The organism is Aerococcus sp. Group 2 (assembly GCF_905125285.1).
Lineage (GTDB): Bacteria > Bacillota > Bacilli > Lactobacillales > Aerococcaceae > Aerococcus > Aerococcus urinae_E.
On the sequence record NZ_CAJHPA010000003.1, the window covers coordinates 158,906 to 181,669 of the forward strand.

The following is a 22,764-nucleotide window of genomic DNA, read 5'->3' on the forward strand; positions in this document are numbered from 1 at the left end:
AAGATGATGTATTATGAAGAAAGAAAACAGCTAACAAAATTTGTTAAAAATATGTTTGAGAGAAAAAATACCAATACTGGCGGCGGAAATATCACTGTTAAAGTGAGTGATGAACATATCTTGGCAACACCTACCTTAGCTTCTAAAGAATATTTGTGGGATATTGATCCAGAGCAAATTTTAGTGATGGATATGGACGAAAATGTTATTGAAGGTCGAGGGAAAAAGACCCGGGAGATTTATATGCATTATGCGTGTTATGAAGAAAATCCTGAAATTGGCTGTGTGATTCATGCACATAGTCAACAAGCCTTGGTTTATGCCACTCTAGGACTAGATATGCCAAATGTCACAGAAGGCACCCAAAAATTAGGCGAAATAAAATGTCTTCCTCCACATAAAGCTTATTCTAAAGAACTCGCTTCAGAAATTAGAAAGCATGTTAGAGAAGATCAATGTTATCCAAAAGCCTATATATTAGCTGGCCATGGCATATTAATGGTAGGAGACACCTTAGTTAATACTTACGATAATGTGGATCGCTTGGAATATAATGCTTACGTTGCTATCGTGAAAACCATTTTTGAGAAATTAGGTGTCGAAGGGATCCGAGACACTAACGTAAAATAAGATGATAACCTGAACTTCGAATTTTTAAGAAAATATTAAATTGAAAAAAGTCATTGTCTTGAATTTTATAGAAATAATAAATAATCTTATACGTTGAACATTTTATCTCAATTTGCAATAACAACTAAGCATGCACAAACAGCCAAATTGGCAATCGTAGTAAGAAGGAATTTTTATAATTTATAAGTTAATAAAAACTGAACTTATTTCGGTTTTTATTAACTTAGCGATTAAAAATATAGCACTATGTATTTTTAACTTAAAAGAAATTAACTATTGTAATTTTATATGGAAAATCATATCTTTTTCTGTGTTTTTGATCAAATGATCATTTTTTGTCGGGAAATGGATACTAAAATATAAAGATTGAGCCTTACAAGGGACTTTTTATCGATTGACACTTCACATCTTTCAAGCTAACATAAAATCAAAGAAAGTTACCGCTTACAAAAATTTTGGCAGTTTAATATTTGTGAAGTAAAGGAGAAAATGATGTTTAATCAAACAGATGAACTCGCTGTTAATGCAGTGCGTATATTAAGTATTGATATGATTAACAAGGCTAATTCCGGCCACCCCGGCCTACCGATGGGTTCGGCGCCTATGGCCTATGCTTTGTGGGCTGAACACATGGTGCAAAACCCAAGTGATCCGCATTGGACCAACCGCGACCGCTTTGTTTTATCAGCGGGGCACGGTTCTGCCTTACTCTATAGCTTGTTACACTTATCCGGTTACAATGTGACCATGGATGACATTAAACAATTCCGGCAATTGAATTCGAAAACCCCAGGCCACCCTGAAGTCCACTTTACCGAAGGGGTGGAAGCAACGACCGGTCCACTGGGCCAAGGTTTTGCGAATGCGGTGGGAATGGCGATGGCTGAAGCCCATGATGCTGCCATTTATAACCAAGGCGACTACAAGATCGTTGACCACTACACCTATGCCCTCTGTGGGGACGGGGACTTGATGGAAGGTATTTCTCATGAAGCTGCTTCTTTAGCTGGCCACCTTCAATTAGGTAAACTGATTGTCTTCTACGACTCCAACGATATTTCCCTGGATGGGCCAACGGATAAGGCCTTCACCGAAGACAATAAAGGCCGTTTTGAAGCTTACGGCTGGCAACATATCTTAGTGGAAGATGGCCGTGATTTAGACGCCCTTTCCAAAGCCGTGGAAGAAGCCAAAGCTGAAACCAATAAACCAACCCTCATCCAAGTCAAAACCGTGATCGGTTACGGATCCGAAAATGAAGGCACTTCTGCTACCCACGGCAACCCAATTGGGGAAGAAGACCGGGAACATGCCGCTAAGGTTTACGGTTGGGAACATGAAGCCTTTGATATCCCTCAAGAAGTCTACAACCGTTTCCAAGAACGGGTGGCTGACCGCGGGGCCAAATCTCAAGCAGAATGGCAAGAACAATTCAAGGCCTATGAAGCCGACTATGCTGACTTAGCCGCTCAATACAAACGGGCTTATGCCGGCGAACTGCCTGCGGACTGGACTGACTGCCTGCCAAGCTACGACGTCAATGATGAGGCGATGGCTTCTCGGAAGACCAGCCAAAAAGCCATTCAAGCCATTGCCCAAACCTTACCAGAATTCTGGGGTGGGTCAGCTGACTTGAAGTCTTCTAACAATACCTATATTGATAGCGATAGTGACTTTGAAGCCGGTAATTACGCTGGCCGCAACATTTGGTATGGAGTCCGTGAATTTGCCATGGGTGCTGCCATGAACGGGATTCGTTTACACGGCGGGTCAATTCCTTATGCCGGAACCTTCTTCGTCTTCTCGGACTATCTCCGGGCAGCTATGCGGGTAGCGGCATTGTCCCACTTACCTTCAACCTTTGTCTTTACCCATGACTCTATTGCGGTTGGGGAAGACGGACCTACCCACGAACCCATCGAGCAATTAGCGGCCTTCAGAGCCATGCCAAATATCAACACCATCCGTCCTGCTGACGGAAACGAAGTCTCTGCCGCTTGGAAAGTTGCTATCGAAGCCAAAGACACTCCAACTGTGCTGGCCCTTTCTCGTCAAAACCTGCCTGTTCTTAAAGGCACCGCTGACAAAGCTATGGAAGGCGTGGCTCGCGGGGCTTATGTCTTATCCGATGCCAAGGGTGAAACGCCAGACGGCATCTTGATTGCGACCGGTTCAGAAGTTAATCTGGCTATGCAAGCCCAAGAAGAGCTAGCTAAAGACGGTATCGATGTCCGCGTGGTATCTATGCCTTGTCAAGAGCTCTTCGACCAAGAAGACCAAGCTTATAAAGAAAGCGTCCTTCCGAGTGAAGTTAAAAACCGGATGGCTATTGAAATGGCCGCAACATTTGGTTGGGAACGCTATGTCGGCGACCAAAGCGTCGTGCTTGGCTTAGACCGCTTCGGCCAATCTGGTAAGGGTGGCGAAGTCATGGAAGCATTAGGCTTTAGCTTAGACAATGTCGTAAAAACCTACAAAAACGCCTTTTAAAAAATAGTCAATATTGGAAAAAAGAAAATGAATGGATTAGCGTTGTTACTTAGGATTTGATAGATAAAAATCACTGCGATTAGTTTTCAAGGAGGCTATCATGAAATTTTTCTTAGATACTGCAAATATTGATGAAATTAAGCGAATCAATGATCTGGGACTCTGTGACGGGGTAACCACTAACCCATCCCTAATTAATAAAGAAGGCCGCGACTTTGAAGAAGTTATTAAAGACATTGCTTCAACCGTTGATGGACCCGTTTCTGCCGAAGTCACCAGCTATGACTACCAAGGCATGGTGGAAGAAGCCCGTCAATTAGCCGCTTGGGCCGACAATGTGGTCGTTAAGATTCCTATGACTGAAGACGGCTTAAAAGCTACCCATACTTTAGCTCAAGAAGGCATCAAAACCAACGTGACCCTGATCTTCTCGGTGTCCCAAGGTCTCTTAGCGGCCAAAGCCGGAGCCACTTACATCTCCCCATTCATCGGTCGGATTGACGACATGGGTGAAGACGGCCTCCGCTTAATCGCAGAATTGCGTGAAGTCTTAGACATCTATGGCCTAGACTCACAAATCATCGCTGCATCCATCCGTCACATCGGCCACTTCGAAGGCGCAGCCCTAGCCGGCGCCCACGTCGCCACCATCCCAGGCACCACCTTCCCTAAACTCTGGAGCCACCCACTCACCGACAAAGGGATTGAGGGATTCAAGAAGGACTGGGACGCATTCACGAAAAGATAGAGTGCGACGGGTGTGCTAAAGATCGATAGAGCTACGCATACTATATCTGTAACTCGCTAACGCTTCGAACAGCTATAGCAACTGGAGCTAAAGAGCAAAAATTCTTGAAAAGAATTTCTTGCACTTTAGTGAAGTGGAGTTCACTTTTGTCAGCGAACAGGTTTGAGATAGAGTGCGACAGCCGATACTCTTGTTCAATCAGCTGTAATCGCTTTTTAATCGGTCTTTTAAGCCAGTATTTTGTCACTTTTCTTGCTTAATAAAATAATTGTGTTAAAATTGTATCAGTTCACTCCTTTATGGGAGAACTAGTTATCAGTGCATGGTAAAGAAGAGAGGTTGTGACTTCGGTTGCAGCCTCTTTTTTTGATCGAAATTTTACTAGCTTTCCCGACTTGTGATCGTTTATCGCTCTTTGACAAGAAGACCATGAGGGAGTATTCTTTATGTGAAAATAATTACATGACTAAATTTTAGGAAAGGGAAAGCTGGTTTAACAATGACTGGAATAAAAAATAATGATTTTTCTGATGTGGTCTTTAAGCGGCGGTCCGTCCGTCACTTCGATCCAAACGTCAAAATTAGCCGGGACGAATTAAAGCAAATCGTGAAAGAAACCGTGACGGCGCCTTCCGCATGTAACCTACAATCTTGGCATTTTGAGATTGTTGATAATGAAGCGGGCAAGGAAAAATTAAAATCTTACTTTATTCCTTTCAACACCCCACAAATTGATTCATGTTCTGCCATGATCCTCGTTTTTGGCGATACCCAATCCCATAAGAATTATCGCAAGGCCTGGGAAGACGACTACCATGCTGGGAAGATTACGAAGGAAGAGATGGAAGATAACTTTTCCAGAATCCTCTACCGCTATGAAAAAGGCGCGCGTGACTTCCTGGTTAATGACGCTACCGTGGACGCCGCGATGGCTGCCATGCAACTGCTCTTAGTGGTCCGGGCCCATGGTTATGAAGGTAACGCCATCGCCGGTTACGATACCAAAAAGGCCGCGGAAACTTTTGGCCTCGATCCTTACCGCTACATTCCCGTGATGGCCGTTGCCCTAGGCGTGCCCGCTAAAAACGGTCCAGCCGAAGAAGATCATTCTGACCGATATGGCTTAGATACAATTCTTCACTTCGTGGATGAATAAAAGATTCTCGGCAACTAAAAAATTATTATTAAGCATACTTGTTTATTTAAAAATCCTAATAATCACTCCTTCTAAAGCCCGGTCTTCTCAGTTTGAAGAGCGGGCTTTTTTGTGGGCATATAATGATAAGGAGTATTCGCTTGTTGGGGGACAATCTTTTGACAAGGGATAGGGAAAATGCTATTCTTTATGTGAAAAATATAACAATACACTATTATAGAAAGTGTCACTGTTTATTAAAAAGAAAGTAGGCGAAGAAGATGAGTACATTTAAAAATAATGACTTTAGTGATGTTCTTTTACAGCGGCGGTCTGTACGTCTATTTGACCCAGAGGTAAAAATTAGTCGAGAAGAATTGCAAGAGATGGTCGAAGAAACCATCACTGCGCCTTCTGCATGTAATCTGCAATCCTGGCATTTTGAGATTGTCGATACTGAGGCGGGCAAGGAAAAATTAAAATCCTACTTTATGCCCTTTAACTATCCGCAAATTGAGTCTTGTTCTGCTATGGTGTTAATCTTTGGGGATACTCAGTCCCACAAAAATTATCGCCGTGTCTGGGAAGAAGCTTATGAAGCAGGGCGGATAAGTAAGGAAAAATTAGACGAAGTCTTTGCCACCTTCTTACCGCTTTATGAGAATGGCTCAAGAGAATTTTTGATGGCAGATGCGATGATCGACTCGAGTATGGCTGCTATGCAGTTTCTATTAGTCACTCGTGGACATGGTTATGAGGGGAATGCCATTGCTGGTTATAATAGCCAAGTGGCTGCAGAGACCTTTGGCTTAGATCCTAAGCGCTATATTCCTGTTGTAGCAGTAGCTATTGGTAAACCAGCTGAGAATGAGAATCAAACAGCTGTCTACCAACAACGCTATGATGTCGATCAAGTCCTTCATTTTGTTGATGAATAAGCGCCAAGTTTATTATTACTGAAATAACCATCATCCAGTAAAAAGTCACTGACTTATTGAGTGAGTGACTTTTTATACTTATGCCTAAATTAGCTCTGAATTCCGTATCAGGGCTTTTTTGACTTTAGTCACACTTTTCCCTTTTTCAATTAAAAGTGTTGGCGCGACAACAGGACTAGACTTGGGCTTCTGCTATAATATGGATGTAGAAATAAAGCGCTCTCATGTGATATTTCGAGCAAGTACTAAGTTTCGATTGACTACTGATAGTCGGTTGATTGATTAATAAATACTATGAGGAGGAAAGACAATGTCACAATATGATTTAGTGATTGTGGGGGCCGGACCTGCCGGAATGACCGCAGCGATTTATGGGGTACGGGCCGATTTAAAGGTTTTAATGTTAGATAAATTAGCGCCCGGTGGCCAAGTGATCAACACCAATGAAGTCGATAACTATCCCGGCAAACCTAAGATTAACGGGGCGGAATTATGTATGGACATGTTCCAACATACCCAATCTTTAGGGGCTGACTTCGACTACAAGACCGTTACCCGGGTTCAAGTAGCGGATGACGGTGTCATGAAGACCATTTACTTTGCGGAAGATGAGGAAACCGTCCAAGCCCCAACCGTGATTGTAGCAACCGGTACCCGGTCGCGGACCTTAAACATCCCTGGGGAAGAACAATTCAAAGGGTCAGCCATCTCCTGGTGCGCCATCTGTGACGGGGCCAAATACCGCGACAAGGATGTTGTGATTATTGGGGGAGGCAACTCGGCTGTTGATGAGGGGACTTACCTAGCTGGCATTGTTAACCACCTCACCATCGTCACCGACTTTGACCTGACTGCTGACCCCGCTTCTTGTGATTACCTACGTTCCTTAGATAATGTGACCGTTTATCCTTATAAAGCCGTGCAAAGTTTTGAAGCCAATGAAGATGGCAGCCTCAAAGGGGTTAAGTTCGCTGATAAAGAAACCGGCGACAACGAACAAGTGGTGGAATGTGATGGGGTCTTTGAATACATTGGTGCGGTTCCAAGTACGGAATTCATCCAAGACCTAGGCATTACCGAATCCCACGGTTACGTGGAAACCGATGCTCATATGGCGACCGCTGTACCAGGCATCTATGGCGCGGGAGACTCCAATAGCAAATTCTTACGGCAAATTGTTACCGCTACTTCAGACGGCGCAACCGCAGCCCAAGAAGCCAGTGGCTATATCAAGAAATTACGGGCAGAAGGCAAGTACGAATAAGAAGCCGCTGCTTTTATGCTAGAGTATAAGTAAATCAATCAGTAAGGAGTGACCCTGAGTGATCAAAGAATTAGAAAAAGATACCTTCAAAGAAGATTTACAAAATGGGACCGTTTTGGTGGACTTCTATTCCAAAACCTGTGGCCCCTGCAAGATGCTATCCTTTAACCTAGATGACGTGGATAAAACCAAGGGCGATGACCTCTCCATCATCAAAATTTCCTTTGAAGAAAACCCTGACTTAGTCGAAGAATATGGCGTCGAAGGTTACCCAACCTTAATCGCCTTTAAAGACGGAGAAGAAGTCTCCCGCAAAGCCGGCCTCCAACAAAAACCAGTGATTTTAAAGATGATTGAAGCTGCTGAGTAACAGAGTGCGACAAAAGCCAACAGAGCCCTGAAGCACTGGAGCAAACTAGGGGAGATAGGCATTCACCTATCTTCCCTAGTTTGTGAAGTGGAGGTCAGGGCGGGCTTTTGGAGCAGGTTTAGGTAGATTGAAAAAAGAGCGTCAGTTTTAAAGTAACTGGCGCTTTTTTGCTTTTATTTGGTTAAAATTTTGCCTTAAGACTTTTTGTCAGAAGTTGATTAGAAAGTGGAATAGCTATGGAAAACAAAGAAATTGCCAAGCTCATGGTCACTTGGGCTGAAGAAGCCAAAGCTCGGGTGGATGCTGGTTTAGAAAAGGACCTAGGCGTTCAAGAGAAGACCGGGGCCCGGGACCTAGTCACCATTTTAGACGGAGAACTGGAACGTTTTTACCGCCAAGAAATTAAAAAGCACTTTCCCAAGGACCGTATCCTAGGAGAAGAGGGGCAAGGGGACCAGGCCCAATCCCTGGACGGGGCGGTGTGGATTATAGATCCTATCGACGGTACCCTGAATTTTGTGAAGCAGCGGGCCCATTATGTGACTATGCTGGCCCGCTATGTGGATGGGATTGGTCAAGTGGGACTGATTTATGGCTTGGATTCGGGCCAGTCGCTTTTGGCCTTGGCTGGCCAAGCTGCCTACCTTAACGGCCAAGCCCTAGACCTCAGCCACCAAGCCAATCTGGCTGAAATGACTTTGGACCAAGTCCTCATGTCAACCGAAGCCTTGCCCCTAGATGGGGACCTCGGTCTCTATCAGCTATCTAAAGAGAGCCTAGGCCTAAGAATTTTTGGTTGTGCGGGACTCGATGTGGTCCACTTGGCTCTGGGTCGGACTGGACTTTACCTCAACCAGCTCTATCCCTGGGACAATGCGGTGGCCTTGATCCTGGCAGACCTTTGCGGCTTTAAGGTGACTGACTTTAAAGGTCAACCGCTCAACTTACTGGACCGTCAGTATGTCCTGATGGCTTATCCTAATATCCACCAACAAGTACTTAACTATTTAAAAAACCGCACCTAAAATACACAAGCGCTGAGCCGGGAATTTTTCTTGTCACTTAGCGCTTTTTTTATTGGTCAATTGACTGAGCGAGCGGGTCTTTTTCCTGGCTGAAGAGCTGGATAAAGTCTTTGGCGGCGGGACTGAGTTGGGCCTTGGCCTTGTAGATCAGGTAAGTTTCGCGGTAGAGCTCCATGTCGCGGACCTCCAAGTACTTGACTTGGGGATAGGTCTGGCTGGCGCTTTTGGTGGTCAGGCTAATACCGAAACCGGATTGGACTAGGGAGATGATGGAGGCATCGTTCATGACCTTGTGGCGGATATAAATGTCATTGTAGTGGATATCGCCCGTTGAGTGCCCATACTTCTCCATGGCCAGGCGGCGGAGGTGTTCGGAGTCATAGGTGCGAAAGAAGGTCTCTCCTTGAATTTGCTTGAAAGTGATGGACTCATATTTAGCCAGGGGATGGTCTTTCGGCACCAAAATACCTAACCGTTCTTTAAGCAGGCGGATACTTTTTAATCCCGGATAGCTAGGGTCGAATTCCTCGCCACTGAGGCAGGCCAGGTCGTAGCTGCCGTCCATGACGCCCATGACCACTTCCTGGCTGAGGACCTCGGTGTAGTTGATGGCGGTCTGAGGACATTTTTCTTTAAAGCTTTTGAGTAGTTCGGGGACCACAAAGTAGGTCGTAGAAAAAAGGTTAGAGGAAGACAAGGACAGGCTATCCGTAGTCCGGGCTAGCTCTTCTTGGACTTCGCGGATACTGTCGGTGATGTAAGTCATCCCTTGAACCAGACGTTGGGCCAGCTTGCGACCGGCATAGGTGACTTGGATATCGCGGCCCGCTTTGACAATGAGGGGGATGCGGAGTTTCTTTTCTAGTTTGGTAATGGCCTTGGACAGGGTAGAGGGGGACAGGTAGAGTTGGGCAGCTGCCTTAGTCAAACTTTCACATTCAACCACCTTGATAAAGTAAGTCAGGTGTTGCCAGTTGAGTTCTTTCATTGTCGATATCCTTTCATCGTTGAAAAATATTCATCAATAGCAGAAATTATTTCAATTTATCTTTTCTAAAAAATAATGTATGATTAATCACAAGAGGAACAGTAACCGCTTCCATCATGGCATGACTTATTGTTGAAGTCAAGAGCGCGTTTTTCCTCTCATTGTATTGGATCGGATGAATTATGAATATTTTTCACTGAAAAGGGATTTTAAAAGAGAGGAGCTGGACGATGTTTGATAATTTACTTTATGAAATTGATCACCAAGTGGCGACCATTACCATGAATCGTCCCGACAGTGCGAACGGCATGGACCAAGGGATGATCAAGGACTTAGTGGCCGCTTTTCGCCGTGTGGAGACTGAGCCAGATGTCCGGGTGGTAGTACTCCGGGCCAAGGGCAAGCTGTTTTCCGGCGGTGGTGACATGGAGTGGATGAATGACATGGTTGACCAGGGTCAGACCTTTGACTCCACGGATATCTACCGGGCCAATGAGATTGCCCAAGCCATCCGTAGTGTCTCAAAACCAGTGGTCGCCGCCGTTCACGGCACAGTGGCTGGTGGAGCGGCGGGGATTATCATGGCCTGTGATTTCCGTATTATGAGCGACAAGGCCAAGATTGTGCCAGCTTTCTCTAATATTGGTTTAAGTGGGGACACGGGCTTGATCTATTCCTTGATGCTGTCACTGGGCTTTAGTCGAACTTATGAAATCATGGCGCTAGGCCAAGTCATTACCGCCCAAGAAGCTAATGACTGGGGGCTAGTCACCCGCTTAGCTAGTCCGGATGACTTTGAACAAAGAGTCGCTGACTTTATTGACTTATTAATGGAGCGACCAACCCTAGCTCTAGCCAGACAGAAACAGGCGATGAATGAATTTTTCTACCAAGACTTGGCTAAATTTGGCCTCAGTGAAGCCGTTAATATCCCTTATCTTTCCGGGACAGAGGACTTCAAGCAAGCCATCAAGGGCTTTGTTAATAAGGAAGAAGTTCACTTTCAAGGCAAGTAGGCTTAAAAATAGTTAATTAAATTAAAAATTATATTAGAAAAACCTAAGGAGGAAATGTCAATGACCGATGTATGTAAGATGTTAAATATTAAATACCCTATCTTCTGTGGTGCTATGGGAGGAATCTCTCGTCCAGAATTGGTTGCTGCGGTATCTAATGCCGGCGGGATGGGAATCTTGATGACTGCTGGGATGAAAGATGAAGCTAAAATCCGTGTAGCGGTTCAAAAGACCCGGGAATTAACCGACAAACCTTTCGGGGCTAACGTGGCCATTATTTCTGGTAACGCTAAAGAAGTGCTCGAAGTTCTGATTGATGAAGGCGTGAAATTCTTTACCACCGGTGCTGGGGACCCTGTGCCTTTCATTGATATGATCCATGAAGCGGGTGCTAAGATTTTCCCAGTGGTACCAAGTGCTCGGGTAGCCCGCAAGGTGGAAGACGCTGGCGCTGACGGTGTGGTAGTAGAAGGCATGGAAGCTGGGGGCCACGTGGGTCAAGCCACCACCATGACCCTGACCCGCCAAGCCGTTGAAGCGGTTGACCATGTTCCTGTTATTGCAGCAGGTGGGATTGCGGACGGCCACGGTTTAGCCGCTGCCTATGCCTTAGGTGCAGACGGGGTCCAAGTCGGAACCGTTCTCGTTGCCTCCACTGAAGCGCCAATCCATGACAACTACAAGCAAGCCATCGTGGATGCCAACGACACCGCCACCTTTGTGTCAGGTTCTATGACCGGAGCCCCTATCCGGATTGAAAAGAATGCTGCCGCTAAGAAACACCACGACATGGACATGGATCCAGATGTGGACGTAAAAGCCATTGAAGCCTACACCATTCCTTCCCTGACCAAGGCTGCTGCAGACGGTGACGTTAAGGAAGAAATCGTGACTTACGGGCAAATCGCTGGCTTAGTCCATGAAGTCCGCCCCGTCAAAGAAATTATCGAATCCATTTTCCAAGAAGCCAATGAAGTCATTGATGCTCTAGCGGATAAGAAAATTTGAGTCAAATAAATAGAAAAAACGGATTAAAAAATCATTCAAGGAGGAAGACAAAGCATGACAGAAACACGTAAAGACTTAATTCCTGAATATGGTCCCTTACACGGGGTGAGAATCCTCGGTTTAGGATCTATTGTGGCCATGCCACATGCCGGTAACCTCTTAGCTGACTTAGGGGCGGAATTTATCCAAATCGAACGTCCTGGTGTGGGGGACTCGCTCCGCATGTTGGCACCATTCTCTAAGAAAACCAAGGTGTCCAACGGTTGGATGCAAGACGCGCGTAACCGTTTAAGTATTACCTTAGAATCCAACCTCAACAATGAAGAAGCCAAGGCGGTTTTCCTCGACCTGATCAAAGAAGTCGATATTTTCATGGACAACATGGTCTGGTTGAAGAAATTAGGCATTGATGACGATGAAATGTTAGAAGCTAACCCTAAACTTGTCATCTGCCACGTGTCCGGTTTCGGCCAAGAAGCCTTTGGAGGAGCAGAAGGGGTTTCCGGACGGGCATCTTTTGACATGATTGGCCAAGCTTACGGGGGATTCTTGAACTTGAACGGGGAACCTGATGAGGCGCCAATGATCGTTAAACCTTACCTCAACGACTATGTGTCCGCCTTAAACGCGACTTACGGGGTTCTAGCAGCTTATATCCACGCCCAAAAGACCGGCAAAGGCCAAGTGGTGGACGTGGCCCAATACGAAGCTATGGCCCGGATCCTGTGTGATACCTTTGTCACCTATACCGAAAATGGGGAAGACAAGGAACGGACTGGAAATAAGACCACTGCCTTCCAACCTTACGGCCTCTTCTTTGACAAGAATGGCGAATACGTGGTGGTTGGTGCCTTTGGACGCAACGTTTATAACCGTTTCCTTGAAGCAGTCGGCTTTGACAAGGAATACTTCGCCTATGAAGTCGCTGGTAACGGGGTCGAAGCCGTGATGTCTGAACGTGGCCAAGAGCTCGACCAAAAGATTAAGGAATGGTGTAGCCAACGGACCGCTAAGGAAATTGAAGAAACCCTAAACGCTCACCGAGTGCCCGCTTCCAAGGTGAATAAGGCCTCTGATGCCTTGAATTCCGAACACTTCAAGGCCCGTAACAATTTTGTTACCTATACCGACCAAACCAGTGGCGAAGAAGTTACTGCCTTCGGGGTGGTGCCACACATGAGTGAGACCCCAGGGAAAGTCTGGCGGGGCGCGCCAGCCATGGGTCAAGACAATGAATTAGTCTATGGCGACCTCCTAGGTTACTCCGAAGAGAAAATTGCCGAACTTAAAGAAAAAGGGCTTATTTAGTGATTAAAAATGGCTCTATCAGTTAATGTCGACGAGCATTCGTTATGCTTTTGAAATTTGGTCGTTAAAAAGCCATGGCACCGGTTCGGGCCAAGGTCCCTCACCTAGCGAGCTTCAAACGGCTCGTACGAATAAATTCTACGATCCGTATTTCACATCACTCGCTTATTCATGGCTAACGACCTATTTCAAAGCGTCACTACTGCTCATAGTTAACCGATAACGCACATTTTTAATTACTATTCACAATATAAAAAAAGAAAAAATCCAAAAACAGCTCCCTCATCAGTATCAAAATACTGGGGGAGCTGTTTTCGTTTATGACAAAAAGCTAATAATGATACTTACACGATAGGACTTCAATGGCGGATGATTTTATCCGGTAGACTAGGCGATCTTGCTGGGTTAATCGGCGGAACCAGTAACCAGACAGGTCATATTTAAAAGGCTCGGGCTTGCCTAGCCCCTGGTAGGGATTTTCTTTAATCGCCCTTAGTAGCTTATAGAGCTTGTCGTAAATTTTCGGGTCGTGGGACTTCCAGTAATCTCTTTCGAGGACTGCTCGCTTACTCCAATGGACTTCCATTAAATCTCCTCAACTTCATAATCGCCCTGGTCGAGTTCCTCCATGGCTTGGTAGAGGTTTTCCCGGTTAGCTCGACTAGAAAGCAGATGGTAGGTTTCCATTAAGCTATCAAAATCCGATTTTGCCATCACCACGACATCATTGCCATTTTGAGAAGTGACGGTGTACTCCACAGAATCTTCGTTGATCACGTCCATGTATTTTTTCATATTTTGCCGAAAATCGCTATAATTAGTAATTTCCATCATTCTCACCTCAGTACTATTGTACAAATACTTGTACAATAAAGCTAGTATTTAATAATAAAACAGCTCCTTCCCTAGTGTTACTGGTGGAGGAGCTGTTTTGGTGAGCCTGGAATGAACGACAACGAGGAAGTCCTCAACGATGATAAAATGGCTCCAGCGTCACCTTTCACCCCCCTGCCAGACCTCAAAATCATTTAGTATTCGCCTAATTTAAAGCACTGTTCAAACAGGACTGCACTATCTGGTTTGAACGCCTTAGTTATTAATGAAATCTTTAAAACTGTATAGCCCGTATGAATTGATAAGTGAAATATGAGATGTTACTTTGGAATAGAAGTTAATAAAGAAGCAACTTTGTTAGTTTCAGTTTGCTAACTGTCACTTTTGTATTTTGACCTAGGAAGGGAGCTCAAACTTGAGATATAGTAAAGAATATTTACAAGCTCATTTTGATACTCAAGGTATTCAATATACTGATGAGGATATTCATCTCGTTCAAAAAATTCTAGATTTCATCAGTGAAGGTGAAGAACGTTTAAACGAGTATGAAGACCTGCAAAGCACGAAGATATTCTTGAGAAATAATATGGAGGTTATCGATCATGAGTAACAAAGAATTATTATTCAAATCTGCACATGAACTAGCTGACATGTTAAAAAATCAAGAGATCACATCAGTAGAATTAACCCAGACTTTCTTAGATCGTATTCATGCGGTTGAAGATGACGTGAAAGCCTTCATCACGGTAACAGATGACCTTGCTTTAGACCAAGCCAAACAGGCGGATCAAGAAATTCAAGCAGGAAATTACAAAGGCCCTATGCACGGGATGCCAATCGCCATTAAAGATACCTACAAAACAGCAGGTGTCTTATCAACCAGTGGTTCAGGTATGCTAAGAGACTATGTGCCTGAAGAAACATCAACTCCCGTTCAAAACATCTTAGATGCTGGTGGCGTGATACTTGGTAAATTAAACATGCACTCATTAGGCCCTGGCTCTGCTGGTTTTAACCCGTGGTTTGGTCATACCCGCAATCCATTTAACTTAGATCATATTGTTGGTGGTTCTAGTGGTGGTTCCGGTGCCGCTTTAGCAGCAGGTATGGCACCAATCGTTACCGGTACAGATATGTGGGGGTCCTTACGTGTCCCAGCATCTATTAATGGGGTGTATGGCTTTAAGCCAACATATGGCCTACTAAGCTCTGCTAATAATATTCCAACGTCAGAAACCCACGACTCGACGGGTCCTATGGCGCGCCAGGTTGACGATCTAGCCATGCTAACTAGTGTTATGTCCAGTTATGATCCCAAAGACCATAACAGTCTAAAAGATGTCGAACGTCCAGATTATACGCGCAATCTAGATAAAGGCATCAAGGGCCTAAAATTTGGTGTACCATCTTATTACCGCCAAGGACTAGATGCTGAAGTTGAACGTCTATTTAATGAGTCAATTGAAAAATTAGAAGAATTAGGCGCTGAAGTTGTGGATATCGAGATTCCAGAACTTGAGATGACTCAATATGCTGGCCAAGTGACCCCTGTCGCAGAAGCGGGAGCTAACTACTTTGAAGAACTGAAAAATCAACCAGAAAACATTGCTAAAGACGTTCGCGCCTTCTTAATGGCAGGTAGCGTGGTAACCGGTCAACAATACGTTCGCGCTCAAAAAGTTCGTCGTAAAATGGCTCTAGCATTTAATGAAGTTTTCCAAGAGGTTGATGCGATCCTTGGCCCAACGATTCCAGTCCAAGTTCCAGCATTCAAAGAAGAATCAGAAATGCCAGAACAAGCGATTGACGTTGTCCAAAGCGTGCTACCATTCACTGTTCCAGCGAACATGACTGGGGTTCCAGCACTTTCTGTTCCAATGGGCCTAGATAAAGATGGCTTGCCAACAGGGATGCAATTCTTTGGTCGCCCATTGTCAGAAGAAAAATTACTACAAATTGCCAAAGCTTGGGAATCAACTCATCCAATCTCTTATGAAGACATTGTTGTCTAAGGATTTCTCAAGCTGAGTCATTGAGAAGAGACTAGAATGAGTTAACAGCTATTTAATAAGAAAACAGCTCCCCTATCAGTGAAAAGTCACTGGCGGGGGAGCTGTTTTGGTGTAGAAAAATCTTAAGGAAGTAAAGTCAATTTTTACTCCTCTTCAGCTACCAAGGCATAGACCCGGGCAGGGAAGCTGGGGGCGCCTTTGACTTTGAGGGGAGCAACGACAATGACTGCGCCTTGGGTTGGTAGGGCGGAGAGGTTATTTAAGACTTCGACTTGGTAGCGGTCTTGGTCCAGCCAGTAGAATTCACCGGGGAGGGCTTCTTGGTCATAGTAGATGTGCCCAGAATCGGTATCCAGGTTCTCATGGCCAATGGCTTTGACGTCGCGTTCGTGGGCGAGAAATTCTAAGGCCTCCACTGTCCAACCAGGGGTATGAGCTTGGCCATTTTCGTCTTCATTATAGAAGGCTTGGGGATCGTCCCAGCGCTTGGACCAGTCACTGGCAAAGGCAACAAAAGTTCCCGCGGGAATCTTGCCGTGGTCAGCTTCGTAGTCTAAGATGACCTCCTTGGTGACAGAAAAGTCCGGGTCAGCGGCAACTTCTGCTTCTAGGTGGAGGACATAGAGCGGCAGGATCAGTTCATCCAATCCCACCCCATCTAAGAGCCGTTTGCCCGCTGCAAAGTGGCCGGGTGAATCGATATGGGTCCCGTAGGAGGTGGCTAGGGTGTATTCTTTGGCGTAGAAGCCATCCTGGTCGATTGTGTTCAAGGTTTTTTCCTGGATGGGATCAAAAGCATTGAACAAAGGAATATTTTCGTGCAATTCATGGGAAAGGTCGACGCGTTTGGCGTTAAGTAAGTGGGAAAGATCTTGTGACATAGGGCATAACTCCTTCTAATTTTTCGTTAGTAACTTATTGTTTCATTAGTTCGACTGAATTGCCCTTATCTTAGAGAAGCAAACAGGGAAATGCAAGAGTAGAGGAGTCGAGCCCAAGACTGTCGGTCAGTGGAAGCTTGGTCTAATCGGCTTTTTAGCAGGAATATGGAATAGTGATCAATGGTGATTTTAGCTGTGGGGGCCATGTCTACTTCATAACCAAAGCGTAAAACTTATTCAATTTATATCGCTATTTATCAAGTAAAACGATTAAGAAAGGGAAAAACGTTAATCTTACTGGGCTTCGGTATAGGGTATCGAAAAAGAAGGAAAAAGCCTATCAAATCAGGGATTGACAGGCTTAGTTAAAGGCACTATGATTGACCCACAATAACTTATAACTAAATGAACGAGCGGGAACACGGCTTGACAGGGCACTTCGTCTCATCTGACTGAAAGACCTCAGTCAATCCCCCGCGACCTTCAAGCATTGTGTATGTGGCTGACAGCCGCAAAGCGTTCTTAACAAGCCTCCATTCAGGCTGCTTGGAACCTTGAGGTTGGGCCGTGGAAGGGGTGGTTAAGCGAAAAATGATCAGTCGAATGTTACCCATTAGAAAAAGGGACTTGATAAAGAAAGCCTTGAATCAGTGACTTCTCTGGAAAAGAAGAACTGGATCAAGGCTTTTTTGTCGTTCTGTAAAAAGTTGGAGAATGGCCTCAGCGCTTCAGTTTTTGAATAGTCTGAATGACTTGGTCAGGCTGATTAGGATCCACAGCAATCTTTTGGGTTGATTGGGCCATTTTATAGGTTTCATTGATGTAAGTTGACTCCGGAATGGCGGAAAAGTCAGGGAGATCGAAGCGCAAGGGGATATTGTAAAGGTTAATGGTGCCGTCGTGGTTGCTGGAATAGGTCACCACCCCATCGACTAGGCGGTTGCCAGCCAATTGGGTTACGGTTTCCGGGTATCTAGCGCCATTGGCTAGGTAGGGATTGATCAGAGTGCCTTGGGGGATGATGTGAACATTGATGGCCTCGGCCGCTTGGTTAGGACCCAATTGCAGCCAGATGCGGGCGTATTCAATATCCAGGGGATCATAGCCAGCGAGGGGATCACTGGCAGGCCGGGTGTTTTGCTTGACCTGGGATTCTGCCTCATTGGGAGCGGAAGAGACTTCTTTTTCGCTTTCAGACGGGAATTGGTCTTCAGACGTGCTTTCTGAAGCTTGGGAACGACTTGCTGATTGGCTGGATTCTTGTTTCGGTGCTGATGGTTGGTTTTCTGTCTCTTTGGAAGGTGCACAGGAACAAGCAGCTAAAGTCGCAGCAAGCAGAACGAGTGAAAGGCATTTTTTCCATTTCATGACTCATCACCTCTTTAAATAATTATAACATATATTATATATAATGAAGCGCTTACTCTGAGTCTAGTTAAGGCTTATCGGTCTTTGGAAGCTTCGCTTATGAAGAGGAAAAGTAGCTTATGCTATACTAAGTAAAATTCACATGAAAAAGAGATGATAAAATGACCACAGTCAGACCGATCCAAGCCAAAGACGATGCTCAAATCGCAAAAATTATCAGAAATTCCTTAGAATCAGTGGGCTTAGACCAAGCGGGAACGGCCTATTATGACCCGGAACTTGACCACTTAAGTCAGTTTTACCAAGCCAAGCCGAAAAGTCGCGATTATTTCGTTGCCGTGGATGACAGCGACCAGGTCCTCGGTGGAGTGGGCTTTGCTGAATGTGAGCTCTTCGACCAGTGCGCAGAATTGCAGAAGATTTACCTCGCCCCTCAAGCCCAAGGTCAGGGCTTAGGTCGGGCCTTGATGGAAACATTAATCCAAGAAGTCAAGTCCGCCGGCTATCGTCAACTCTATTTAGAGACCCATTCTTCCTTGAAGGCTGCCATTGGCCTCTACCAGAAATATGGCTTTAAAGAAATCCCTCAACCGGAAAACTTGATCCACACCACCATGGACCGCTTTTTCTTGAAGGATTTGTCAGACTAGTCCTTGAGTCTAACTAGTACTATAAAAGAGAAAAAGACACAGGAAGCACTTGTTTGTTGAAGAACTTTCTGTGTCTTTTTTTCAGTTGTATTGAAAAGTCAGGATCTTAATCGACGCGGTAATAAAATTCTTCTGGAACTTCAATTCCCCCTGCGTATTGGGTTACTAGCAAGCGGTCTCGAGTATAATCAGAGGCATCGGTATAGGTATTAGAAGAGTCTGAGGCTTCAATTTGAGTGCCTGCAGGAGCGATGATTAAAATGGCACTTCCGGGGCCATTAACCACAAGGCCTGCCCATAAAGTATTGTTTTTCATCTCTGCATAGTCAACACCAACAGACATGTCAGGACCGACTTGACCATTTTCATCAATTACTAACTCATTCCCCTTGCCATTACGCCAGGTCCCTGCAAGGGTAGAGAAATCACCTTGTTGGATTTGGTTAATATCCAGAACTTGCTGACTATTAGTAGAGGGCGCTAGATCACCCGCAATTGTGGGGACAGATTGACTGCTTGCTGCAGCACTTGTAGGGGCTAAGTTTTTCCAATCGAAAGATTCGATATCTAGCTCTTTTTCATTGTCTAAGCCGAGTAAAGGCGCGGGGTCCTTGGTCTCTTGTAAGTCGTAGTCCACTTGTTTGATCTCTTCGATTTTGCCGTCATTCGTGATGCGGTAATTAGTAGCATGGGCTTCAGGGCGGGGCGAGTGGAAGTTGTTGTAAACAAAAGTGCCGTTGTCATAGATGGTGAGAATCCGACGTTCACCACCGGAACCCGCAACGCCGCCCGCTTTTGCGAGGACAGGTTTATCGTCTTGCAGGGTATAGATGGCAATAAGAGTGTACTGGTCTCTGAGAATTAACTCATCTTGACCGTCCTTATTGATGTCGTAAAAGGCATATTGGATGTTTTCGCCATCAGAATCATTGATAATGGAAACGACATAAGCAGTTTCAGGATCACCGGGGTTTGCTTTTTGAATGTCATTGTTCTTGGCCAGGTCGACAATTTCCTGGTACCAATCTAGAGTAGGTTGGTAGAGTTGGTGAACTTGCTCAGCGGTTTTACTGTCAGTCTTTTCAGCCTTGCTTTCTTGCTTGGTCTCTTCTTCTTTAGCTTTTTCTTTTGAAGAGCTGGCTTCAGAACTGACCGACTCTTGGCTTTGAGAAGCGGTGGACTGGTCAGCTTCTTTTTGGCAGCCGACTAAGAATAGGGATACTAGGACAGATAAACTGAGTAGTGTTCGTTTTTTCTGGTGAATTTTTGAAAGTAGTGCGCGTTTGGATAGGTCTATTTTCTTCATATTTCCTCCCTAGGGTTAGAATTTGATCAGTTTCTATACCATATGGATCGATCATTTTATGCAGTGAAAACCCTTTCTTTAATTAAAGCCCTTAGGAAGGCCTTTGTCAAGGGGCTTTGAGTGCCTTTGAGGGGGAGCTTTGTTAAGATGGTTTTAGTAATATCTAGCTTCAGTGATTAAGTTGTCCGAAAATTTTCTTCAGAGAGAGGAGATCACGATGATTAATCAATTAGAATATCGTAAGGCCAATAGTGAAGCGCTATTAGCCACAGCGGAACGGGTAGGACGTGAAGCAGGGATTGAAGAAGGTATAGCGACAGGACGTGAGGAAGGAATAGAAGTAGGACGTGAATCGGAACGACAATCAACGATTCAAAAAATGATAGCTAGTGGGATGACTACTGCTCAAATCGCGGAAGCATTAGGTGAACCGCTTGAAGAAATTGAGAAGTTTCTAGCGAGCCCAGAGGAGAGTCATCAGTAGCTTGCTGCTAGTTGTTGAGAATGGATAAAAATAGTTTACAGATGTAAGACACAGAAGTCCGTTATTTAGTGAACGGTTTCTGTGTCTTTTTTACTTTAATATTCCCTAAAAACAGCCAGCTTAGAGGTCTCGAGCCGGCTGTTTTTATCTAACTGAAAAATGAATCCAGAGCGACAAGTAAATGATTGCTTTTGATCGGTCGAGGAAATCGTTTTTAAAGTTGGAGATCTCGATCAGTCAACAGTTGGAGTGAAAAAGCCTGAAATGACAGCTTTTTTGAAAATAAATCCAATGCAGTGAATGTACTTTTACCAGCTTAATGGTAAAAGACCTAAAGGACCGATTATAGCTGATAGTGAATGGGTATCCTGCTCATATTGCTAGACAAAGAGTGACTATGCTAAACTTCCAAACTAATAACTGAATAGTTATTAATCCAATCCTTGATCAGAAACTTACGAGCCGAGTGCCCGTATTTTTTCTTGACTAGGAATCAAACGAAATGACCTTTGGAGGTATATACATGAAAAAAATTGTTTTGTCTCTTGTTGCAATAGCCATCGTTGCCGCGGGCTTTATCTTCTTTTCTCGACAGCAAGAAGAAAAGAAGGTGGTTCTCGGTGTCAGTGGGCAGAGTGCCGGAATGACTAAATATGTTGAACAAGCCTTGAAGGAAAAAGGCTACAAGCTAGAACTGTCTGTGGCAGAAAGTACCATTGCAAGTAATGAAGGCCTGATGGATGGGTCAGTTGACGTGAATATCATGCAACATGAAGCCTATATGAACCAATTTAATAAAGACCGTGGTGCCAGCTTAGTCAAAGCCGGCAAACCTCTCTTTGAGCAATTTATCGGTGTTTACAGTAGAAAGCATAAATCACTGGATGAGCTGCCTGATGGGGCCAAAGTAGCCATTCAAAATGATGCCTCAAATATTCAACGCGCCCTTCGCGTTTTAGAACAGGCCAAATTAATTGAAGTCAAACAAGATATTCCTAAAGGGGAAACACTAACTCCGCTCGATGTGACCTCTAATCCGAAAAATCTTGAATTTGTGGAATTAGGTGGGGGAACCTTGATTGAATCCCTTGATGAGGTGGATATTGCTATCTTTAGTGGTTTAGCAGCACATAAGGCCGGCTTTAAGACCGAAGATGCCCTGTACAAATTTGAACCCAAAGATTTAAAGGCCAACGCGCTCATCCTAGCCACCAAGGACGGCAACCAAGATAAAGAGGCGGTCAAGATTATCCATGACGCCTTTGAAACCAAAGAATCCGCTGAACTGGTGAAAGAGGTCAGTGGTGGGACCTGGTTCCCTTACACAGGTGATTAAGATGACCAAGCCCTTAGTAGAAATCAGACACTTACAAAAAAACTACGGTAATTTTCAGGTGCTTTCAGATATCAATCTCACCATCAATGAAGGCGATATCTACGGCCTGGTAGGTAAGAGTGGGGCGGGGAAGTCCACCTTGCTGCGCTGCATTAATGGTTTGGAGAGTTTCGATGGAGGGTCTATTCACGTCCTCGATGAGGATATTCAAACTTTATCGGGCGATTCGCTCAGACACTTGCAAAAGGAAATTGGCATGATTTTTCAGCAATTTGAGTTAATTAACCGCAAAACAGTCCGAGAGAATGTCGCCCTGCCCCTAAAACTATGGAATATTGAAGAGACTGAGGAGCGTATCCAGAGTTTATTGGATTTAGTGGATATGTCTAATAAGGCGGACGCCTATCCCAGCAAACTATCCGGGGGTCAAAAACAGCGGGTGGGCATTGCTAGAGCCCTGTCTTTGAACCCCAAACTCCTGCTCTCTGACGAAGCCACGTCTGCCCTCGATCCTTCAATTACCCGCTCAATCATTGACCTCTTGCAGAAAATTAACCAAAAATTGAAGCTAACTATTATTGTGGTTACCCATGAAATCGAAGTGGTGAAAAAAATCTGCAATAAGTTAGCCATTCTTGAGAACGGTAAGATTGTGGCAGCCGGGAATACGGTGGATCTTTTCCTTGACCAACCCCCGGCTTTAAGACGTTTAATGGGACTGGAAACTGAGACCGAGCCTCAAGTTGAAGCGGGGCGCTTTGAATTTAAGTTGGTTCTCCGTGATGTTGACCAGCAAAAGGACCTCTTATCCAAGATATTCTCTGACTTACAGATTCCTTACTCGATTGAGGACGCCCATTATGAGGAAATTAATGACCGGACGACCGCTTATTTTAAAATTCAAATCGATTCACGCCACCAAGCTTTATTGGAAAATTATTTGAAAGACCATCAGATTGAATGGAGGGAATAA

General features: G+C 44.8%; 23 protein-coding genes. 17 read left to right on the forward strand and 6 right to left on the reverse strand.

All coding sequences use genetic code 11. The features are described from left to right. Nucleotides 1-3: 3 nt before the first annotated feature. From JFU01_RS05340 to JFU01_RS05375, 8 genes are all read left to right on the forward strand, one after another. Nucleotides 4-630: a class II aldolase/adducin family protein gene (locus JFU01_RS05340; protein ID WP_195856121.1), complete on the forward strand. Its 627-nt coding sequence runs from the start codon at nucleotides 4-6 to the stop codon at nucleotides 628-630. Nucleotides 631-1,122: 492 nt separating this feature from the next. Then, nucleotides 1,123-3,120: a transketolase gene (tkt, locus tag JFU01_RS05345; RefSeq protein WP_195856122.1), complete on the forward strand. Its 1,998-nt coding sequence runs from the start codon at nucleotides 1,123-1,125 to the stop codon at nucleotides 3,118-3,120. Between the two features lie 100 nt (nucleotides 3,121-3,220). Further along, a complete protein-coding gene (fsa, locus tag JFU01_RS05350; protein ID WP_195856123.1) occupies nucleotides 3,221-3,868 on the forward strand; it encodes a fructose-6-phosphate aldolase in 648 nt (215 codons plus the stop codon). Between the two features lie 499 nt (nucleotides 3,869-4,367). Continuing rightward, complete coding sequence (locus JFU01_RS05355; protein WP_195856124.1) at nucleotides 4,368-5,024, forward strand: nitroreductase family protein; 657 nt, start codon at nucleotides 4,368-4,370, stop codon at nucleotides 5,022-5,024. 260 nt (nucleotides 5,025-5,284) lie between these two features. Further along, nucleotides 5,285-5,941 (forward strand): nitroreductase family protein, encoded by a 657-nt coding sequence (locus JFU01_RS05360; RefSeq protein ID WP_195856125.1) that lies wholly within the window; start codon nucleotides 5,285-5,287, stop codon nucleotides 5,939-5,941. A gap of 310 nt (nucleotides 5,942-6,251) precedes the next feature. After that, entirely contained in the window at nucleotides 6,252-7,205 is a 954-nt protein-coding gene (locus tag JFU01_RS05365; protein WP_064293404.1) for an NAD(P)/FAD-dependent oxidoreductase, read from the forward strand. Nucleotides 7,206-7,263: 58 nt separating this feature from the next. Further along, the gene (locus JFU01_RS05370; protein WP_195856126.1) at nucleotides 7,264-7,575 is read left to right on the forward strand and encodes a thioredoxin family protein; all 312 of its coding nucleotides are present in this window, start codon (nucleotides 7,264-7,266) and stop codon (nucleotides 7,573-7,575) included. A gap of 236 nt (nucleotides 7,576-7,811) precedes the next feature. Beyond that, nucleotides 7,812-8,600 carry an inositol monophosphatase family protein gene (locus JFU01_RS05375; RefSeq protein WP_195856127.1) on the forward strand — a complete coding sequence of 263 codons (789 nt, stop codon included), beginning with the start codon at nucleotides 7,812-7,814 and terminating at the stop codon, nucleotides 8,598-8,600. A gap of 49 nt (nucleotides 8,601-8,649) precedes the next feature. Here JFU01_RS05375 and JFU01_RS05380 read toward each other — a convergent pair whose 3' ends face one another. Further along, complete coding sequence (locus JFU01_RS05380; protein WP_195856128.1) at nucleotides 8,650-9,588, reverse strand: LysR family transcriptional regulator; 939 nt, start codon at nucleotides 9,586-9,588, stop codon at nucleotides 8,650-8,652. A 230-nt stretch (nucleotides 9,589-9,818) separates the two neighbouring features. Here JFU01_RS05380 and JFU01_RS05385 point away from each other — a divergent pair, with 230 nt between their 5' ends. The 3 genes from JFU01_RS05385 to JFU01_RS05395 are packed head-to-tail and all read left to right on the forward strand — an operon-like array spanning nucleotide 9,819 to nucleotide 12,920. Beyond that, on the forward strand, nucleotides 9,819-10,604 hold the full coding sequence (locus JFU01_RS05385) for an enoyl-CoA hydratase/isomerase family protein (protein ID WP_195856129.1): 786 nt from the start codon (nucleotides 9,819-9,821) through the stop codon (nucleotides 10,602-10,604). Nucleotides 10,605-10,658: 54 nt separating this feature from the next. Then, complete coding sequence (locus JFU01_RS05390; protein WP_195856130.1) at nucleotides 10,659-11,612, forward strand: NAD(P)H-dependent flavin oxidoreductase; 954 nt, start codon at nucleotides 10,659-10,661, stop codon at nucleotides 11,610-11,612. A gap of 54 nt (nucleotides 11,613-11,666) precedes the next feature. After that, a complete protein-coding gene (locus JFU01_RS05395; protein WP_195856131.1) occupies nucleotides 11,667-12,920 on the forward strand; it encodes a CaiB/BaiF CoA transferase family protein in 1,254 nt (417 codons plus the stop codon). Between the two features lie 331 nt (nucleotides 12,921-13,251). On the opposite strand, the gene JFU01_RS05400 is transcribed toward JFU01_RS05395, so the two are convergent. Together JFU01_RS05400 and JFU01_RS05405 are read right to left on the reverse strand one after the other, a co-directional pair. After that, the gene (locus JFU01_RS05400; protein ID WP_195856132.1) at nucleotides 13,252-13,506 is read right to left on the reverse strand and encodes a Txe/YoeB family addiction module toxin; all 255 of its coding nucleotides are present in this window, start codon (nucleotides 13,504-13,506) and stop codon (nucleotides 13,252-13,254) included. Beyond that, nucleotides 13,506-13,751, reverse strand: a complete 246-nt coding sequence (locus JFU01_RS05405) for a type II toxin-antitoxin system Phd/YefM family antitoxin (protein ID WP_060778902.1) — start codon at nucleotides 13,749-13,751, stop codon at nucleotides 13,506-13,508. Before JFU01_RS05405 ends, JFU01_RS05400 begins: the two co-directional genes overlap by 1 nt. Before the next feature lie 418 nt (nucleotides 13,752-14,169). Here JFU01_RS05405 and JFU01_RS05410 point away from each other — a divergent pair, with 418 nt between their 5' ends. Then, nucleotides 14,170-14,364: a hypothetical protein gene (locus JFU01_RS05410; RefSeq protein WP_195856133.1), complete on the forward strand. Its 195-nt coding sequence runs from the start codon at nucleotides 14,170-14,172 to the stop codon at nucleotides 14,362-14,364. Beyond that, a complete protein-coding gene (locus tag JFU01_RS05415) occupies nucleotides 14,357-15,766 on the forward strand; it encodes an amidase (RefSeq protein WP_195856134.1) in 1,410 nt (469 codons plus the stop codon). The genes JFU01_RS05410 and JFU01_RS05415 overlap by 8 nt, the downstream gene beginning before the upstream one ends. A 143-nt stretch (nucleotides 15,767-15,909) precedes the next feature. Here JFU01_RS05415 and JFU01_RS05420 read toward each other — a convergent pair whose 3' ends face one another. Next, a complete protein-coding gene (locus JFU01_RS05420) occupies nucleotides 15,910-16,647 on the reverse strand; it encodes a cyclase family protein (protein ID WP_195856135.1) in 738 nt (245 codons plus the stop codon). Between the two features lie 720 nt (nucleotides 16,648-17,367). Further along, nucleotides 17,368-18,015 (reverse strand): hypothetical protein, encoded by a 648-nt coding sequence (locus JFU01_RS05425; RefSeq protein WP_195856136.1) that lies wholly within the window; start codon nucleotides 18,013-18,015, stop codon nucleotides 17,368-17,370. A gap of 161 nt (nucleotides 18,016-18,176) precedes the next feature. Between JFU01_RS05425 and JFU01_RS05430 the strand changes: the two genes are divergently transcribed. Then, on the forward strand, nucleotides 18,177-18,665 hold the full coding sequence (locus JFU01_RS05430) for a GNAT family N-acetyltransferase (RefSeq protein ID WP_195856137.1): 489 nt from the start codon (nucleotides 18,177-18,179) through the stop codon (nucleotides 18,663-18,665). 106 nt (nucleotides 18,666-18,771) lie between these two features. Here the strand turns inward: JFU01_RS05430 and JFU01_RS05435 are convergent, their stop codons facing one another. Continuing rightward, nucleotides 18,772-19,971: a DUF6287 domain-containing protein gene (locus JFU01_RS05435; protein ID WP_195856138.1), complete on the reverse strand. Its 1,200-nt coding sequence runs from the start codon at nucleotides 19,969-19,971 to the stop codon at nucleotides 18,772-18,774. A 217-nt stretch (nucleotides 19,972-20,188) separates the two neighbouring features. On the opposite strand from JFU01_RS05435, the gene JFU01_RS05440 reads away from it, so the two are divergent. From JFU01_RS05440 to JFU01_RS05450, 3 genes are all read left to right on the forward strand, one after another. Then, nucleotides 20,189-20,455, forward strand: a complete 267-nt coding sequence (locus JFU01_RS05440) for a hypothetical protein (RefSeq protein WP_195856139.1) — start codon at nucleotides 20,189-20,191, stop codon at nucleotides 20,453-20,455. A 523-nt stretch (nucleotides 20,456-20,978) separates the two neighbouring features. Next, complete coding sequence (locus tag JFU01_RS05445; protein WP_195856140.1) at nucleotides 20,979-21,791, forward strand: MetQ/NlpA family ABC transporter substrate-binding protein; 813 nt, start codon at nucleotides 20,979-20,981, stop codon at nucleotides 21,789-21,791. 1 nt (nucleotide 21,792) lies between these two features. Further along, nucleotides 21,793-22,764 (forward strand): methionine ABC transporter ATP-binding protein, encoded by a 972-nt coding sequence (locus JFU01_RS05450; RefSeq protein WP_195856141.1) that lies wholly within the window; start codon nucleotides 21,793-21,795, stop codon nucleotides 22,762-22,764.